The organism is Thermodesulfobium narugense DSM 14796 (genome assembly GCF_000212395.1).
GTDB classification, from domain to species: Bacteria; Thermodesulfobiota; Thermodesulfobiia; order Thermodesulfobiales; family Thermodesulfobiaceae; genus Thermodesulfobium; species Thermodesulfobium narugense.
This window is the reverse complement of sequence record NC_015499.1, coordinates 165548-182522: the sequence shown is the minus strand read 5'-3', so window position 1 is coordinate 182522 and position 16975 is coordinate 165548. Positions and strand designations below refer to the sequence as shown.

At 35.2% G+C, this 16975-nt stretch carries 14 protein-coding genes; 1 reads left to right on the top strand and 13 read right to left on the bottom strand.

Going from position 1 to position 16975, the window contains the following annotated elements; genetic code table 11:
- Window positions 1-9: 9 nt before the first annotated feature.
- The 3 genes from THENA_RS00850 to THENA_RS09505 all read right to left on the bottom strand — a co-directional run bounded on the left by THENA_RS00850 (window position 10) and on the right by THENA_RS09505 (window position 6061).
- Window positions 10-1671, bottom strand: coding sequence for a flagellin N-terminal helical domain-containing protein (locus THENA_RS00850; protein WP_013755547.1), 1662 nt, complete (start codon window positions 1669-1671; stop codon window positions 10-12).
- A gap of 134 nt (window positions 1672-1805) precedes the next feature.
- A complete protein-coding gene (locus THENA_RS00845; protein ID WP_013755546.1) occupies window positions 1806-5132 on the bottom strand; it encodes a glycosyltransferase family protein in 3327 nt (1108 codons plus the stop codon).
- Between the two features lie 11 nt (window positions 5133-5143).
- On the bottom strand, window positions 5144-6061 hold the full coding sequence (locus THENA_RS09505; protein WP_013755545.1) for a glycosyltransferase family 2 protein: 918 nt from the start codon (window positions 6059-6061) through the stop codon (window positions 5144-5146).
- A gap of 88 nt (window positions 6062-6149) precedes the next feature.
- Here THENA_RS09505 and THENA_RS09785 point away from each other — a divergent pair, with 88 nt between their 5' ends.
- Window positions 6150-6686, top strand: coding sequence for a D-glycero-alpha-D-manno-heptose-1,7-bisphosphate 7-phosphatase (locus THENA_RS09785; protein ID WP_041437880.1), 537 nt, complete (start codon window positions 6150-6152; stop codon window positions 6684-6686).
- Between the two features lie 4 nt (window positions 6687-6690).
- Here THENA_RS09785 and cysC read toward each other — a convergent pair whose 3' ends face one another.
- From cysC to secD, 10 genes are all read right to left on the bottom strand, one after another.
- Entirely contained in the window at window positions 6691-7239 is a 549-nt protein-coding gene (gene cysC, locus THENA_RS00830) for an adenylyl-sulfate kinase (RefSeq protein ID WP_013755544.1), read from the bottom strand.
- A 24-nt stretch (window positions 7240-7263) separates the two neighbouring features.
- On the bottom strand, window positions 7264-7401 hold the full coding sequence (locus tag THENA_RS09875; protein WP_013755543.1) for a hypothetical protein: 138 nt from the start codon (window positions 7399-7401) through the stop codon (window positions 7264-7266).
- Between the two features lie 129 nt (window positions 7402-7530).
- Window positions 7531-8580 carry a peptidogalycan biosysnthesis protein gene (locus THENA_RS00825; protein WP_013755542.1) on the bottom strand — a complete coding sequence of 350 codons (1050 nt, stop codon included), beginning with the start codon at window positions 8578-8580 and terminating at the stop codon, window positions 7531-7533.
- Between the two features lies 1 nt (window position 8581).
- The gene (locus THENA_RS00820) at window positions 8582-10618 is read right to left on the bottom strand and encodes a DNA translocase FtsK (protein WP_013755541.1); all 2037 of its coding nucleotides are present in this window, start codon (window positions 10616-10618) and stop codon (window positions 8582-8584) included.
- Window positions 10602-11411: an alpha/beta hydrolase gene (locus THENA_RS00815; protein WP_013755540.1), complete on the bottom strand. Its 810-nt coding sequence runs from the start codon at window positions 11409-11411 to the stop codon at window positions 10602-10604. Before THENA_RS00815 ends, THENA_RS00820 begins: the two co-directional genes overlap by 17 nt.
- Before the next feature lie 4 nt (window positions 11412-11415).
- Window positions 11416-12780, bottom strand: coding sequence for an aspartate aminotransferase family protein (locus THENA_RS00810; RefSeq protein ID WP_013755539.1), 1365 nt, complete (start codon window positions 12778-12780; stop codon window positions 11416-11418).
- Window positions 12781-12806: 26 nt separating this feature from the next.
- Window positions 12807-13505, bottom strand: a complete 699-nt coding sequence (locus tag THENA_RS00805; protein ID WP_013755538.1) for an MtnX-like HAD-IB family phosphatase — start codon at window positions 13503-13505, stop codon at window positions 12807-12809.
- A gap of 145 nt (window positions 13506-13650) precedes the next feature.
- The gene (locus THENA_RS00800; protein WP_041437879.1) at window positions 13651-14670 is read right to left on the bottom strand and encodes a cation diffusion facilitator family transporter; all 1020 of its coding nucleotides are present in this window, start codon (window positions 14668-14670) and stop codon (window positions 13651-13653) included.
- Window positions 14628-15503, bottom strand: coding sequence for a protein translocase subunit SecF (gene secF, locus THENA_RS00795; RefSeq protein ID WP_013755536.1), 876 nt, complete (start codon window positions 15501-15503; stop codon window positions 14628-14630). Before secF ends, THENA_RS00800 begins: the two co-directional genes overlap by 43 nt.
- Window positions 15503-16957 (bottom strand): protein translocase subunit SecD, encoded by a 1455-nt coding sequence (secD, locus tag THENA_RS00790; protein ID WP_013755535.1) that lies wholly within the window; start codon window positions 16955-16957, stop codon window positions 15503-15505. The genes secF and secD overlap by 1 nt, the downstream gene beginning before the upstream one ends.
- Window positions 16958-16975 lie beyond the last annotated feature (18 nt).

Sequence of the window (16975 nt, the reverse complement as noted above, 5' to 3'; positions counted from 1 at the left end):
GCAAAAATATTATTGCAAAAGCGTTAATAGAGCAGATGGAATCTGGTTTGCTTGCGATAGCATTGCTATGCCAGATTTCATCAAAATCTGAAGTCTTGTAAAGTTGGTCATCTCAGCAGCCATGTTGGTATCCTGAATTGCAGCATTAGATGCAGAGAGGTTAATTTGTGCTATAGAAAGCGAGTTGACATTTGACTGAAGGGTGTTTGTCTGGAAGGCACCAAGGCTGGATGCAATAACTGAGATCTCTGTGTTTGCAGCATCCAAAACCTGTATCGCATTTTGTGCGCCAGAGAGTGTCTGGACGTTTATTTGAGAAACACTTTCTCCAAGACCAGCGCTAAATCCAAGTGCATCTGGAGTAAGGTTGTTGATTACCATGCTAACAAGCTGTCCTGCATTTGCACCTATCTGGAAGGTAGCGCTGTTTTTCGCGAGAACGCCTACGTTAACACCCGTTCCCGTATTAAGTACACCTTGCGCAGTAGTCCAGTTCGGATTGGCAGTAGTCGCAAAAGTAGCAGATAATTCACCACTTGCAGCACTGGCAACTGCGACTGTACCACTTATACCAGTTCCTGAACCGGATTGGGTAACTGCAAGATTTGCATAAAAACCATTGAACTTGTTCGTAGATGCGGTATCTGCTAGTACAAATTGGCCTGAAGTTCCGCTGCTATTTCCTGCAATATATTTGGCAGTAAGTAAATCTCCTGCTGATGCAGCACCCGAACCTATATTGACATATACCTGTAGATCCTGACCTGCTGTTGCAGTCAATCCTGCAGTTCCTACAGCACCGCCAAGACCAGATACACCGCTACTTAGCGTAACAGGGGAAACAGAAAACTTAAATTGACTGCCATAAGTTACTGATCCAAGGTCTACATATCCAGCCGAACTAGTAGCAGCAAATACGTTTGTAGTTCCACTAAACTGGTTAATTGCATTTGCAATATCTTGTAGAGCTTGAGCACTTGTATCAGCACTGCCGATAGTTGCTGTAATAGCCTGCGTATTTATAATATTTCCTGCAGAATCAAGTGTATTGATTGAAAAGGTAACTGTCCCTCCGGTTCCAGAAGCATAAGTACCAGTACTAAAAGCACCTGTCATATATGCCTGAGTAGCCTGCTGTTTAATTTGCATTGAAATGTTACCGATATAAGGAACATTTGTAGCACTTGCTGCTACTCCCATACTTGTTATGTCATTTGGCGTAGTAATCTGAGTATTGTAGCCAAAGTTACCGTTTAGGAGCTTTACGTTGCCAAATGCTGTAGTAGCTGCAATGTTTTTCAAAGAGGAAATTGCAGAGTTAATCTGGTATTGATCGGCTTGTCTTGAAGCTACATCGTTTACAGCAGTGTTTGATGCGCTAACAGCAAGAGTTCTCATGGATTGAATAAGGTTTGTAACCTCAGTAAGAGCACCTGCAGCAGTCTGAATCATGTTTATGCCGTCATTTGAGTTTTGGATTGCCTGACCTAAGCCTTTGATCTGTGCCTGAAGGGTGTTTGAAATTGTAAGTCCTGCCGGGTCATCTGCAGCACTGTTAATCCTAAGACCAGTAGACAACTTCTCAAGACTTGAACTCATTGCGTTACTTGTCTGAGACAGATTGTAGTTTGCCTGCATAGCAGACACGTTCGTGTTAATGTAAAGAGCCATTTTTTAAACCTCCATGTTTTAAATTTTTCTTCCCTGGATAAATCAAAAAGCTTGTGTCAAGTTACTCTATTCATTCACCTCCCTACCAAGTATTTTTTCATCTAAACATAGTATCGGAAGTTTTTTAGAAAAATTTAATACTCAAAGTCGTTAAATGAAAAGTTAAGCATTGGATTAAAGTACAGATCAGCATCGTTAACAATAAATTCTTTATACCTTGTAAGAATTCTTGAAAGCTCTCTACCTGCTAAAGATACTTTTGTCTTAGAATACTCAAATTTATTAGACGTAATAGGCTCTTCAAAAGTAGCCGTAAAATAAGGAAGAATTACGGTTCTTTTCCCCATCTCAAGCGCTTTTAGCGAAAGTTCAAGTTGAGAAAAGGGCGTATCTGAAATTGGACCTAATTCTAAAAATAAAGGCCTCTTTATGGCAAATATCTCTCTCACCGGAGAGATAAAGTTGCTTGCAAAAGTACCTCTCTTTGTAAGTCCCTCTTCATTTGAATTTGAGAGGTTCATTGCATAAAATAATCTATTTTTAGAAATTACTATGCCTATACCTATTACCAAATTGTTCTGGCTATAGAGCGCTTTTAAAGAGGTAATACCAACACCCTTTTTCGAAAGAAAGGAGTTAAGCCCGAGTATAGCATCTTTGTTAATACTTCTTAAACTGCTTTTTACGACCAACATGTTTTCAGAATTTGACCTTTTTGCTGCGCTGAAAAGCTGTCTGAAATTTGAAACTCTTGTTACTTTAAAGTCCTTGGAAATACAATTTAGTACATCTTCATCAACGTTTTCTCCCACGACAAACACTTCAATAGAATCTGTAGTGGCCTTTGGGTAATTTCTAAAACAGCCGTCATTTTCTTCTATTTTTTCAAATTCAAACCCTATTCTTTTTAAATGATTTTCTAATGCTACCTTTTCGGCACCAAAATCCCCTGACACTGAAGTTCTTATTAGATGCATTGGAATTCTAAAAGTCTTTGGATTTTTTTCGGAAATTCTAAGCAATATATCGTAATAAAAATCTGGCAATATTCCTTCAAGCTTTTTTGTTATCTCGTTTTCTCTTTCTTGAGAATCAGATTCCAAAAACTCTTCAAGTAAAGAGTCTAAATCTGGCATATCAGAAATTCTTTCTTCCAAAACGTCTATTAAGAGATCCTTTTCGACGACAAAAGTTTTCCCCACATAGTTGTAGCTTTCTAAAAATTCTACTGAAAGAATAGGCGTACAAATCGGCTCATTATCCAAAATATAATCCAGCGTTATTAACTGGGGTGAGTGCTCCTTTGCAACACCGTAAACGTAGGACATAAACCAGGGGTGAAACCTGACATCTATGTTTGTAATAATAAAATATTTTTCCTTCATAGGAATTATTCTATTTAAAAGGCTTTTTGAATCTGTAAATTCTATAGCTTGGAATAAAGGAAACTGCTGCCAGCGTAATGTTTTATAAAAACTTTCAAGATTAGACTCTTCTTCTTTCAAAACACAAACGCTTAAAAAATCTGGTTCTATATCACTACTAAAATACGGCGACAATATTTTGTTGCCTCTTTCAAAGCTACTCATCTCTAAAACTCTGTCCTTATTTGTCAGGCCGTATTTGTAAATTCTTGTATCCCATTGCTTTGGAGCATACCACTTCGTGTGAATGTAAAAATCAGGCAGTATCTCGACTCTTGAAAAAAGCTTTCTCTGATCGTCTCTTTCCAATCCTATCCTATAAGCATGAAGTTGCTCTGAGATCCTCTCAGAAAAGGCATAGGTTACTTTACACCTCTTTGAAACGCCAGCCCAAAGAATATCCCTTGCTTTAAGAAGGCTTTCTATAAATGCATACTCGTTGTTTTCATAAATTGCAGTCTCTACATTTTTAACCTTATCAATAAAGCTTCTTTTACCTACAAGAAATTTAAATGGAAGAGCACTCATCACCTGAGTCCTTTCATCAGGAAATGACAAAGAAGACTCAGCAAGAAAATATCCTGGCGCGACCGGTCCTTTTAAGGCATCCATTTCTTTAAATGCTATTCCACAGGACAAAATTTTTCCGGTCATATCTACCAGAGTAGGAGAGATTATATCTAAATCGTTTTCTTCTAACTCTTTAATAAGTTTACTAAAGACGTCAAAATCAGATTCATACGGCAAAAAGATTGGAGTAACTATAGCAAAGTGTTCTCCTTTTATATTTTTTTCGATAAATGAATAGACGTTCTGAATCTTTTCTGGCATTCTTAATATGTTTAACTCTGCATTAAAATCCTTTGTAAACTCTTCAAGAATCTTTATTTCGTTTTCAATCAAGGCTTCGTCTACGGGGTAAAAAAAGTAAAAGATGCTAAAAATTTCATCTTTTTTCAAGGAGTAATCAGCCTTCGGAAAAACTTCTTTTGGATGATAAATATCTTCTTCATCTATGCCAATAACCTGTGTGAGATAAAATTTCGCCTTCTCTTCAGACCATATGTGATTTTTCAAAACGTCTTCTCTGGCATTCTTAGCAATAGAATATCTTAATTCTTCATCTTCAACTAATTTGCAAATTGCATCAAACCACTCATTCTCTCCCTTTGCCAGAATGCCGCACTTTCCATTTTCAACTTCCAGTTCATATGGATCAAGTCTGTCGTACACCCCTGCAAGGTTAGAACATCCATATTCATAGTATTTCAAAGGAGACCTTGCCCTATTGAAAGGAAGGTCCAATATTGGGGCAACAGCAATTTGGAAATCTGAATACTGAAAAGGATAGACGTCAAATGGAAGCCAGTGATGGTATATTTTCTTTGTTTCGTCAACTTTTAGGTTCAAAAAGGTTTGTAGATCGCCTCCAATATGAATAAAGACGTTCTCATATTTTAGCGCAACTTCCTTCAAAACCCCTCCTACTATATCGAAGTCACCTACATGAGAAGATGAACCAAACCAGCATATATTTATCCTATCTACCCCTCTTTGCCTTGCAGGATTGACCTTCAAAAAGATATCTGGATCTAAGTTGTTTGGATTTACTACAATATTTTTATTGAATTTCTCGTAAAAATCTCTTAAGAATTTAGTAGAAACAATTACCTTGTCCACTTCTTTCAGCATATCTTCAAAAAAATCAAGCGGTCTTTTCTTGTAATACTTGTACCTGTTGAGCCAGTAGTCCCTTGATGGGTTAAATGGGGGGACATCGTGATAAAAGTCATCAAACTCTAACATCAGTTTCTTTCTAAGTTTTTTTATATATCTAAATTCTTCTAATCTCTCAGGATATGGAGTCTTCTGAATTACAATAAAGTCATGTTCTCTCATCAAGCTTTCATTCATCTCGTCAGTTATATTAAACTCTACAGATTTAGAAAAATATCTCTCGACAAATTTTGAGGGAAGCTTCATCCTATAGTAAGGACAACCCGTATGATCGCTTACAACGCCAAGAATCTTAATCATAATTTTGCTCCTTATATTTTCCTTTCAAGTTTTAAATTTCTTAATATATCAATTACATATTTTTTTTGTTCAAAGGGCATGTTTTCCTTTTTTAAAATGTCTTTTGACCAGAAAATCATCATCCTTTTCCAAAAATCATATAAATTATTCTGAATACAATATTCTCTCTCACCTTCCAAAAATCGAAATAAATTAACAAGCATTTTGTTGTGAAATGAAGAAGATGTGTTTTGAAAATGCAATCTATACCCTGCAACCGATTTATTAAAAAATTTAAATCTATATTTTTTTGAAAGCGCTATCCAAAGAGGCATATCTTCTACAAAACATTCTTCATTAAATCCACCAACTTCACGGATACACTCAGTTCTAGCAAGCCAAGATGCAGTAGGTAAATAACCCGAAAAAAGAGTTTTATACGTGCCAAATTCATCTTCGTTTAGGTAATTAAAATCTTTTCTAGTTGAGGCAAGTGCAACTATAACATTTTCTGTTTCAATTGAACCCTTTCTAACTTTCATTACCTCACCTTGCTTGTTTATATAAGTCGCATCGCCAAATACAATTGCATAGTTTTCTGGCAATCTCTCAAGTTCGTGAACTAATAGTTCAATCTTGTCCGGAAAAAATATATCATCTGAAGCAAGAAGCGAAAAATACTTGCCTTTGGCCCACTTTAGACACTTATTTAGAGTTTTTGTTATGCCGTTGTTTTTATCTGAGTTAATGTACTCAAATCTCACAAATCTATCTTTACATAATTTAATCATCTCTGATATCTTGCTGTGAGTACTGTCTTGGGAACAATCGTTAATAACTATAAATTCTATATTTTCATAAGTTTGATCTACAACGCTTTTTATTGCATCCTGTACATATTTTTCGTGATTGTATGCAGGCATTGCAACAGTAACAAGAGATTCTTTCATATAATTCTCCTTCACGATATTTTGTATTATAGTATAGTTATTATATATATCGACATTTTAAAAATAAATTTAAAAGAGGAGTCAAAAAATTTTAAAAAACCCTAAGGGCATAGTCTTTCTTGACAGAGACGGCACTATAAACGAAAGAATTATAGACGGATACGTTACAAGAGTTAGCTTATTTAAATTTATCAAATATTCGAAAAAGGCAATAAAATTGCTTAATGATGAATCCTTTATAACAGTCTTGATCACAAACCAAAGAGGCATAGCAAAGGGTTTAATGACAGAAGAAGACCTCCAAAAGATCCACAACTTTATGCAAAATTCACTTCAAAAATCTAAAGCTAAAATAGACAAGATATTCTATTGTCCGCACGACATTATAGAAAACTGTGAATGCAGAAAACCAAAAACTGGCATGATAGTAAAAGCGCTTTTTGAATTAGAAAAGGAGGGAGTTAACATTAATGTACCAAAATACTTCATAGGAGATACTGAAAGTGACATGCAAACAGCAAAAAATGCTAAAATAATAGGACTAAAAATTGGAAAAGAAGGCAGCGAGTTTAAAAATCTATATCAAGCAGTAAAATACCTCTTAAAAATTTCCATTTCAAATTAAAAACCTAATTCTTGAATACAGCTTCAACTATGAAAGAATTCTCTATCAAGAAATTCTCTATCTCTTTAAGACTTTCATCTATGTCTAAGACACCTGTTCTAATTCTAATGTCAGGGTTAAGAGGCACTTCATATACGTCATCTATTCCAGTAAAATTTTTTATTTCTCCCATTCTTGCCCTCTTGTACATGCCTTTTACATCTCTTTTTTCACAGACCTCAAGAGGTGCATCAAGAAAAACTTCTACAAAGTTTGTCCTCACAATCTCCCTAGCTTTGAACCTTGCTTCATAATAGGGCGCAACCATCGAAATAATGCAAGATGAACCTTTGTCCATAAGATCCCTTGCTATTTTTGCCACTCTGATTATGTTTTCTATCCTTGAAAATCTTGAAAAATCTAAATCCCTTGAGATAGATTCTCTAACCTTATCCCCATCAAATAACTCAACGTTTAGACCTCTCTGAACAAGGCTCTCGTACAGCCTTTTGCCAAGAGTAGTCTTGCCGGAACAAGGGAGTCCAGTCATTAACAAACAAAAGGTCCTTTGCAATTTTAATATCTCCTAACTTTATTTTTATTTTTGATCAAGCAGTTCATCAATAATATCATCTTCTTTAGTATAGGGCGCTTCATCAAAGGACTTTACAAAATCATCTTTTAAAAGCCTTCGCCTATACGCCAAAAATGTTAGATAGCTCTCAGCAAGTTCCATATCAGACTCTTCAAGGTTATCAATAAGCTTTTTTAGCTTTAGTTTTTTATTCTTAATCTTTTATCACCTCTCTTTTTTTAAAGGTTATCACACTTTGGAGATATTTTAAAGAAAATATAGAATTTATATTTACTTTTTTCTTAGAAATCTTTCCAATTCGTTTTTATCAGACTCAAAAAATCTGGACAAATACTTTAAAGACCTTCTGATTAAGGGATTTCTTGGATATACAGCATGAAGCGTAAAATTAAAATCAGCTCCCAGATAAGCCTTTACTTCTGGATTGGTCCAGCCTATTATAAACTTTTTGAACTTGTTATTAATACAATACTCCAAGTTATCAAACCAGCTGATAAAATAAACGCTAAAGTCCAGCGCTTCAGGATACTTGAACCCTGCATACTTGTCTATTAGGTAATCCTTACCCTGAAAGCATATCTTGTATCCAATAAGCTCATTGGTATCTTTTATATAGTACGAAAATATTTTTGCACCAAGAGTTTTACTCTTTAACAACTCACTAAAAAAGTCAAGGGTTAATTTGTCAAAATGAACATAACTTTTGTTGTAAACGCTCTCGTACATCGAATAATACTCTACTACCCTCTTATTATCAAAATTCCCAGAATCCTCAATTTCAAGCCTTAGTTGAGACCTTTTCTTTAACTTTCTCCTAAAGTCATACCTTCTCTTCTGGGAAAATTTCATCAAATATTCGTCAATACTAGTAAAATCAATAAACCTATATGCAAGAGCCTGACCTGTAAGTATTACAAAACCTCTTTTCTCAAGAAGCTTTACCAGATTGTCAGAGTAGGCATTCTCTTCCTCTGAAAGGAGTGGCGAGTTCTTTGGAATGTCCTTTACAATAAGGTATTCAGTATTCCAACCATCAAATATAGAATCAATAAATTGATTCTTATCTAACTCTGGCAAAACAAGATATTCAGATACAGTAGTACCTACAAAAGTCGCAGGTGGCTTAAAAAAACCCTTTAATATTGGAAGATTTTCAAAAGCTCTTAATCTTTTAGCAAGAAAATCCTCAGCTGTAGTTAAAATATCAAAAAGAGTCTCAAACAATATAATTCCTTTCTCATTTTTTCTCGCCTTAAAATCATATGGAGGAAACTTTACAAAAAGATCAATGAGTTCAGATGGCTCAAGTTGATTTAACATATTACTTATCTACAATCACATCCCGTGTTCCAGAATTTCCCTTCGGAGCTGATACTATACCCTTTTTCTCAAGCTGTTCCATTATTCTGGCAGCTCTTGAAAATCCAATCTTTAGTCTGGTTTGGAGATAAGTAGTAGAAGCCCTTCTGGTAGATATCACAATCTCTTTTGCCTCATCAAACAAATCGTCAAGTTCAAGATCGACCTCTTCATGATTTTCTTCTATTTCCAAAGGATTTTTGTGTATAGAAGGGTACCTTCTCCAATGATCCACCAGAGCCTTTATTTCTTCATCGTCTACCAGACAGCCCTGGACTCTTATAGGCTTTAGAACTCCTTGTGGATAATAAAGCATGTCACCTCTGCCCAACAATTTTTCGGCTCCACCAAAATCTAGAATTGTCCTCGAATCTACAGAACTTGAAACTGCAAAAGCAATTCTAGAAGGTATGTTTGCCTTAATTGTGCCAGTTATTACGTCAACAGATGGCCTTTGTGTGGCGAGTATAAGGTAAATTCCAGTAGCCCTTGCCATCTGTGCTAAACGAAACACTACTTCTTCCACTTCTTGAGAAGCAAGCTTCATAAGGTCGGCAAATTCGTCAATTATTATGATAATATATGGCAACTTCTCTTCAGGAAATCTTTCGTTAAACGTCTGAAGGTTTCTAACGCCTCTTTTTGCAAACAGATCATATCTCTTTTCCATCTCGTTTAAAGCATATACTTTAAGAAGCTTGGCCGCATCCTTTGCATTTACTATTATAGGAGTTCTAAGATGAGGTATTCCTTCATATAAAGAAAGCTCTACTCTCTTTGGATCTATCAGAAGAAGTTCGAGATCTCTGGGCGTATTTCTTGCAAGCAAGCTCATTAATATTGAATTCACACAAACTGATTTGCCCGCACCTGTTGCACCTGCAATAAGAGTATGAGAAAGCTCAAATATATCCGCAACAACGCTATTTCCAAGAACATCTTTGCCAAGTGCTACCAAGAGCTTTGATGGATTGTCTCTCACGCTTTTGTCTGTCAAAATTTCAGACAACCTTACAGAAGTCCTCTTGCTTTTAGGAATCTCTATTCCAAGAGTGCCCCTACCTGGAATTGGACCGTCAATTCTAACAGAGCTTGTAGCCAAACCTAATGCAACCTCATCAGCAAGGGATATTACCTTTTGAAGTTTTGTGCCAGGAGGAAGAGAAATCTCGTAAAAGAGAAGAGTTGGACCTTCATAAAAGCTTGTTACTTTAATCTCTATGCCAAAATCAAAAAAAACTTTTATTAATTTCTCTTTCACTTTTGAGTGATCAAGACTTGATTTGGTTAAAACAGGGGGTTTAAATAGAGATAAATCTGGCAAATCATAAGTCTCCTTGGTAATTTCAAAAACCTTTTTGCTATTTTTCTCTTGTTGAGAACTTAAATCATAATATTTTTTTTCTGTTCTTAACGATCTCAACGACCGATTTTTAATCTCAGTTTGAGGGACAGTATCCATTTTTGTTTCAAGAATCTCTTTGTTTAAATCTTTTTTTTTATCTATTTGATAATTTTTTTTTAAAAAACTTGGCAAAGATGGCTTTAAAGTAGGCCATCTTTTGTTATAGTAGTAAAGCTTTAGCAGAATGAAAAAGAACAAAAAGAGCACTAAAAAGGTTGTAGCTCCTTGTAGCCCAAAAAAGAATTTTAAAAATGGAACAAACTTATAAGAGATTTTTGGGATTGGAGTTGTATTTGTAGGCCACAAGGTAAATGGTATTTCATACAGACCTAATAAAAAAACAACACATAAGGATATTAGTGCAGAAAGGCTAATCTCAGAAAAAAAGGTCTTTATACTTCGGCTAAGCTTTAAATCAACTAAAAATAGCGTCAGAAATAGAAGAAAGGCAATGCCAAATTGACCTGACAAATTTTTAAGATATTTTCCAAACTGACCGCTATCGGGTAATAAGCCAAAAATAATGACAATAATGTATAAAAAGAGTACAGATATCTGAAAATATCTAACATTAAACTTAATAGTCTTGCTCATCCACCGCCTCTGAATATTTTATAAAAAAATCACTACACTCTTTAAACACCATATCCCTTTCGTTGTCAAGTGTTACCATGTGATATGAATCGTGCAATTCGACAAACTTTTTGTCTTTCGATGACAACTTATTATACAAGTCTTTAGCGTTCTTTATATTACAAAGATCGTCTTGAGTGGAGTGAATAACAAGAGTTGGGGTTTTAATCTCTTTTAGATAAAGCTTTACACTTTTTGAAAATCTTAAAAGTTCTCTAATTGCAATTGCGCTGTAACTCTCATATACGCCTGATGATTTATTTTGCATAATCCTTAAGACCTGGCGCCTAACAGATTCATTTTTTATTCCGTATGGCTCAGATTCTTTGTAAGAATAAAGCCAAATAAAGGGAGGAATGAAAGCAAGGGGAAGCAAAAATTTGTACCATGGGATATTCCATCCATCTATAGCAAGGGTAGGAGAGAGCAAGGCCTGTGCCCTAACTGGAAATCTTCTACTAATTTCAAGACAAAGTAGCGCTCCAAGACATATTCCGCTTATAAACACTTCATTGTACTTTTTTGATATCATTTTGTACTTATCTTGCGCAAAATAAGACCAATCCTGCCATACCACGCGATCGAGTGCAGAAGGTTTAGCACAATGACCGGGCAAACATGGGACAAATACATCAAACTTTAAAGAGAAAAGATACTTTGCAAACCTTGAAAGTTCAAATGGCGTCCCTGTTAAGCCATGAAACAAAATTACAGCTCTTTTATTCCCAGATTTTAATTCTATATCTTTAATCAATTTTTTAAACCGATACTTTAGAAAAAAGCTTATTTAAAAGTTCTATGGCAAGATTAATTTCTTCATCGGTAATATACAATGAAGGTGCTAGCGTAAAAACATTTTTGTAATATCCTCCAACATCCAATATAAGACCGTATTTTTTGCCCTTAATCTCTATTTCACCCTTCAAGCCTTCTTCAAGAATTGTATCCGTAAGTGCTTTATTTGGCGTGAAGGAATCCTCTTCGCAGATTTCTATTCTCAGTGCAAGACCAAGCCCCTCTACATGTCCTATTGTTTTATATTTCTTTTTTAAATACTCTAATCCATCAAGAAAGAGCCTACCCTTCCTATTTACCTCCTTTTCAAAATTTTCTTCCTTTATAAGATTCATAACTTCGAGCCCAGCCCTTGCTCCCAATATATTTGAAGCAAAAGTAGAGTGAGTAGAACCTGGCGGAAAGGCTTCAGGACTAATAAGCTCTTCTCTTGCCCATAGTCCAGAAAGAGGGTTCATCCCGTTTGTTAAGGATTTTCCAAAAGTTATTATATCAGGAGAGATTCCAAAATGCTCTGCAGCCCACATCTTGCCTGTTCTATAAAATCCCATTTGTATTTCGTCGTCAACTAATAATATCTTTCTCTCTCTCAAAATTTTGGAGAGCCTTTCAAAGTAGCCTTTTGGAGGTATAACGTATCCACCTGTCCCCTGGATCGGTTCAATGAAGAAAGCTGCATACTCGCACTCTGAAACCTTTGGGTCCCAGACACTATTGTATTCGGTTTCAAAAAGCCTTTCAAACATCTTAAGGCAATAAAAATCGCAGTTATCTAGAGTCTTCTTATAAAAACATCTAAAGCAGTAGGGATAAGGATGAAAATAGGCTCTATCAGAAAAGTGTCCAAACCTTCTTCTGTATCTATAACTAGAAGTAATAGCAGAAGCTCCCAGAGTTCTTCCATGATAACCGCCCATAAAGGCAAACATCAAGCTTTTACCAGTATAATTTCTCACAAGTTTAAGCGCATCTTCAATGGCCTGGGACCCTCCAACATTGAAGTGAACCCTCCCTTTCTTATTAAACCTTTTTTGCACAGCCAAAGATAACTCTTTTGCCAGAAGAATTTTTGGTTCACTAAGATATTGAGAAGTAAGTTGTGGAAGAGTATTCATCTGGTCTATCAAGGCATCATTAATCTTTTTGTTCTTATATCCAAAATTGCACGCACTATACCACATTTGAAGATCCAAAAAAGGGGTATTTGAAGAATCAAACATAAACGAACCCTCAGCGCTGCGAAATATTTTAGGTTCTTTTACGTAATGAACTGTATCCCCAAAGGAACAAAAATCCCTTTCTAATCTATAAAGTTCCTGATCTGTCATCAATTTTCCTCCTAAAAATTAATTGCCTAAAGCAAATTCAAAATAGACTTAAAATTTTTATAATTCTTGTAAAAAAACTTATTATCTAATATATGATAAGAAATTAAGTCCTTAATCTCTGAAAAGCTATCAAAATTATAAAAATTATAACCCTTTTCAAAAGAAAATCTAGTAAGTTCATTCTTTGAAAATATAAAATCAGCCAACTTTACAGGACAAAAATCAGATCTGCCATTGCCTATATAATATATAAATTGTTCATTCGAATATTTCTCGATAATTTTGCACTTACACATTCCAGACGAAACCTGACACAAATTGTCCCTGTAAGGAAAATCTATACTCAATCTCCCTTGTTTATAGGTTAAAGAGTTTGAAAAAAATCTTATATCTAACTCTAACCTTTTAAATATATATTCAATAAACAAATCAAATCCATCACTCAAAACAATTAGATCGATATCTTTATCTCTTATAAAATAATAAAAATCTACAAAGCTGTTATCTATTTCTACAAGATCAAGGAAATTGTATATCTCTTCCAAAGTAATATGTTCTACACAATCAATTTGTCTTTTGAGACATTCATCTGAACCAATAGCGCCTTTTTGCCAGAGAAGTTCTATTTTTTCCCACTCTGGCAACGCAAATTCCCTCAGGAATTCGTCTACAGTGTCCTTTTTAGTTATTGTTCCGTCAAAATCACAAAATATAATCTTTTTCATATTATTAGCTTATGTAAAATTGATTAAAATATAATTAAAAAACAATATCTTAGTTGTATAATTAGAATTTTAAACAAATTTAGCATTTTTTATACCTCGCTTTATTATGTTTTTATTGTAATACTTGACAGGCCACTGCAAACAATTATTTCGTTAAAGGACACTTATTATTTTTGTCTAAATTTTTTTTCAACATACACATTTCGTTATATCTCTTGCAATTTTTATTACAATCAGAACCATTTTCTACACATGCATCTAATCTAAAAACTATATCAAGATTTTCGAATCTCCTTTTCAGACAGGACACCAATTTCTCCGCGCACTTGTTTGCTTGATAAAGCGTAAAACATGCAGGGAAAACTAAGTGTAGATCAAGATATACTCCATTTCCAGACTTTCTCGTTCTTATTGCATGAACTGATAGTAATCCCGGTATATTCGTACACTGAGATTTTAAGTACGATTCTACCTCTACAACTCTTGTTTCCATTATTGAGGATATCGATCTAAAGCCCAGTGACAATGAAGTTTTAAGTATCCACAGAGCAATTAAAATAGACATGAAAGCGTCCAAAAAATGCAAAGAAAAAACTTCTTCTACCAAGAGGCCTATTAAAACTGCAAAACCAACGAATACATCTGCCATTAGATGAATAGAATCAGCTCTTAAAACGTTTGAATCAAAAATTTTTGCACCATATTTTTCAAACAAGGATCCTAATAAAACTAAAATAAGAGTAAAAGCATAAAAAGCCATTGAAATGGGATCCATCTTAAATGTTGGCTTATTAATTCGTGTAATTGCTTCAAAAAGAATAAAACCAGCAAGAGTCAGGAGAACAAGAGCCTCTAATAATACAAAAAGATCCTCTATTCTTCCATGACCATAGGGATGAGTCCTATCGGCAGGCTTTCTCGCCCCAATGCAAGCAATTGCTGCTACAAAACTTAAAACAACATCAGTAAGTGCATGAAATCCTTCCGCAGTGATAGCAAGAGATGAAGTTAAATAACCTGCATATACTCTAATTAAAGCGCTAACAAAGGTTAAAAATGCTGCTATATATGCAAAGTGTTCTTCTTTTTTTAATTTTAAAAGCAAAAAGCACTTGTCCTTCTCTATTTGGATTTTTCTTTCATCTTTTTTCTGAAATTCGTCCAATCTACTACTAGAGCCGTAGCGTTAAATATTGAAGAATAAGTTCCGCTAATAATGCCTATCAACAAGGCTACTATAAACCACTTTATGACAGGGCTACCAAATATAAGTAGAGACAGTAAAACCAGCACAACAGTAAACGAGGTATTAATTGACCTTGAAATTGTTTGTAGCGTGCTAAAGTTGGCAATTTCCTCAAAACTGTGCTTTTTTATAAATTTCATATTTTCCCTTATCCTGTCAAAAATAATTATTGAGTCATGCATAGAATAACCTATAGTGCTCAAAACGGCCGTAACAAACAAGGAATCAACTTCAGCATGGAAAAGAACGCCAAAGATTGAAAAAAGCCCAGTTATGACTAGTACGTCATGCAATAGGGCTATTACACCACATATAGCAAAAACAGGTTTATACCTAAAAGACAAATACACTATTATTAGAAATGCTGCTACAAACACCAAGATAATTGCCTGTCTAACAAGCTCAGCAGAAACTGTAGGCCCTATCATATCAATTTTGTCAAAACTAATCTTTCCTAACTTTGATTCAAGGCTTGAAACAAGAGCCTTTTGCTCCTCAATGCTTAAAGGTTTTGTCCTGATTATAAAAGAATTACCAGATTGTTGGATCATTGTGTCTTTAAGGTTGTTTGATTCTAATACAGATCTTAGAATACTTATGCTAACTGGATTTTCTGGTCTCATCTGTATCATAGTTCCGCCAGTAAAGTCAATTGATGGCTTGAGACCAAATAATATAAGAGAAACTACACCCGGTAAAATTATTAATAGAGACAAACCGTAAAACCACTTTCTAAGTCCAATTATATTCATTATTTCCTCCTCCTTTTAGCTCTTCTGTCCTTCCTGGAGGTCAAAACTTTTTCCTGTTTTTTCTCCTTTTCTCCAGAAGAAAAAACTTCAGCAGAGCCCCTTTCTCCTTCATCCTCTTTAACTTCTTGTACTAAAGAACTAGACATTTTCGCTTTTGACTTTGAAACTTCAGAAGAGAATACGCCAGGTTCATCAGGAACTTCATCAGTAATTGAAGCGTTAATACCAACTCTTGCACCGTAAAAGCCTAACTTTTTGAAAAACTCAATGTGAACCACAAGATCCATCAAAGCCCTAGATATTATAACAGCAGTAAAGAAGCTTACAATTACACCAATAGCAAGAGTAACAGCAAAACCCTTTATTATACTAGATCCCCACGTAAACAAAACTGCTGTAGTAATGAGCGTGCTGGCATTGGAATCAATAATGGCAGGCAAGGCCCTTTTAAAGCCTAAATCCATTGCCGAGATCAAGGGAATGCCCTTTCTGAGCTCTTCCTTTAGTCTCTCAAATATCAATATATTTGCATCTACTGCCATACCAATAGACAATATAAAACCTGCAATACCGGGTAAGGTCAAGGTAACCGGTATAAACTTGAATATAGCAAGCACAATAACCCCATACAAAACTAGTGCAAGATCGGCAATTAAACCAGGCAGTCTATAGTACAAAACCATAAATATGGCAACAAGTAAAAGCCCTATAAAGCCAGCCTTCCAGCCAGAATCAACTGCGTCTTTCCCGATAGTAGGGCCTACCACCCTTTGTTCAACCAGCTTCACAGGAACAGGCAAGGCACCAGCCTTTATTTGAATCGCAAGTTCCTTTGCACTTTGAAGGGTGAAGTTGCCCGATATCTGAGCCTTTCCACCTGTTATAGCTTCTTTTACTATTGGAGCGGATATTTCCTTATTGTCAAGAAAGATTGCTAGAGGTTTATCAATATTGTTTGCTGTAACTTCAGCAAACTTTTTTGCGCCTTCAGAATTAAACGTTATATCTACCACAGGTCTATTATTTGAGTCATACCCAACTTTTGCATCTTGCAGATCAGCTCCTGTCAAGACCGTCTTCCACCCTGTAATTTGACCTGTTGCCGTATCATAAATTGGTTCCTTAAACTCAAGAAAAGCAGTCTTTCCTATAACGTTCAAAGCATTTTGATAATCCTTGATACCAGGCAACTGAACTAGAACAGAGTTGTTTCCTTTTAGCTGTATAAGAGGTTCTGAGACACCAAGTCCGTTCACCCTATTTTCAATAACCGCCTTGACTCCTTGCATCACTTCTTTGTTTACAGTGATGTTTTTTGTATTCTGAGCCTCAAGGACCACTTCCATTCCGCCCTGCAAATCTAGGCCTTCCTTGAGAGGCATTAGATAATTTATAGCAATTGCAACCGCAAGCACTATAAATATGATGCCCCACCTCAATCCTTTAAATTTCAAATCCTTCCAACTCCTTTC

What these genes read in the sequence shown, in the direction of transcription:
- secF (WP_013755536.1), bottom strand. Translation starts at nt 15,503, where the DNA reads ATGAATATAATTGGACTTAGAAAGTGGTTTTACGGTTTGTCTCTATTA.
- THENA_RS09505 (WP_013755545.1), bottom strand. Translation starts at nt 6,061, where the DNA reads ATGAAAGAATCTCTTGTTACTGTTGCAATGCCTGCATACAATCACGAA.
- THENA_RS00810 (WP_013755539.1), bottom strand. Translation starts at nt 12,780, where the DNA reads ATGACAGATCAGGAACTTTATAGATTAGAAAGGGATTTTTGTTCCTTT.
- THENA_RS00805 (WP_013755538.1), bottom strand. Translation starts at nt 13,505, where the DNA reads ATGAAAAAGATTATATTTTGTGATTTTGACGGAACAATAACTAAAAAG.
- THENA_RS09875 (WP_013755543.1), bottom strand. Translation starts at nt 7,401, where the DNA reads ATGGAACTTGCTGAGAGCTATCTAACATTTTTGGCGTATAGGCGAAGG.
- THENA_RS00820 (WP_013755541.1), bottom strand. Translation starts at nt 10,618, where the DNA reads ATGAGCAAGACTATTAAGTTTAATGTTAGATATTTTCAGATATCTGTA.
- THENA_RS00845 (WP_013755546.1), bottom strand. Translation starts at nt 5,132, where the DNA reads ATGATTAAGATTCTTGGCGTTGTAAGCGATCATACGGGTTGTCCTTAC.
- THENA_RS00850 (WP_013755547.1), bottom strand. Translation starts at nt 1,671, where the DNA reads ATGGCTCTTTACATTAACACGAACGTGTCTGCTATGCAGGCAAACTAC.
- THENA_RS00825 (WP_013755542.1), bottom strand. Translation starts at nt 8,580, where the DNA reads ATGTTAAATCAACTTGAGCCATCTGAACTCATTGATCTTTTTGTAAAG.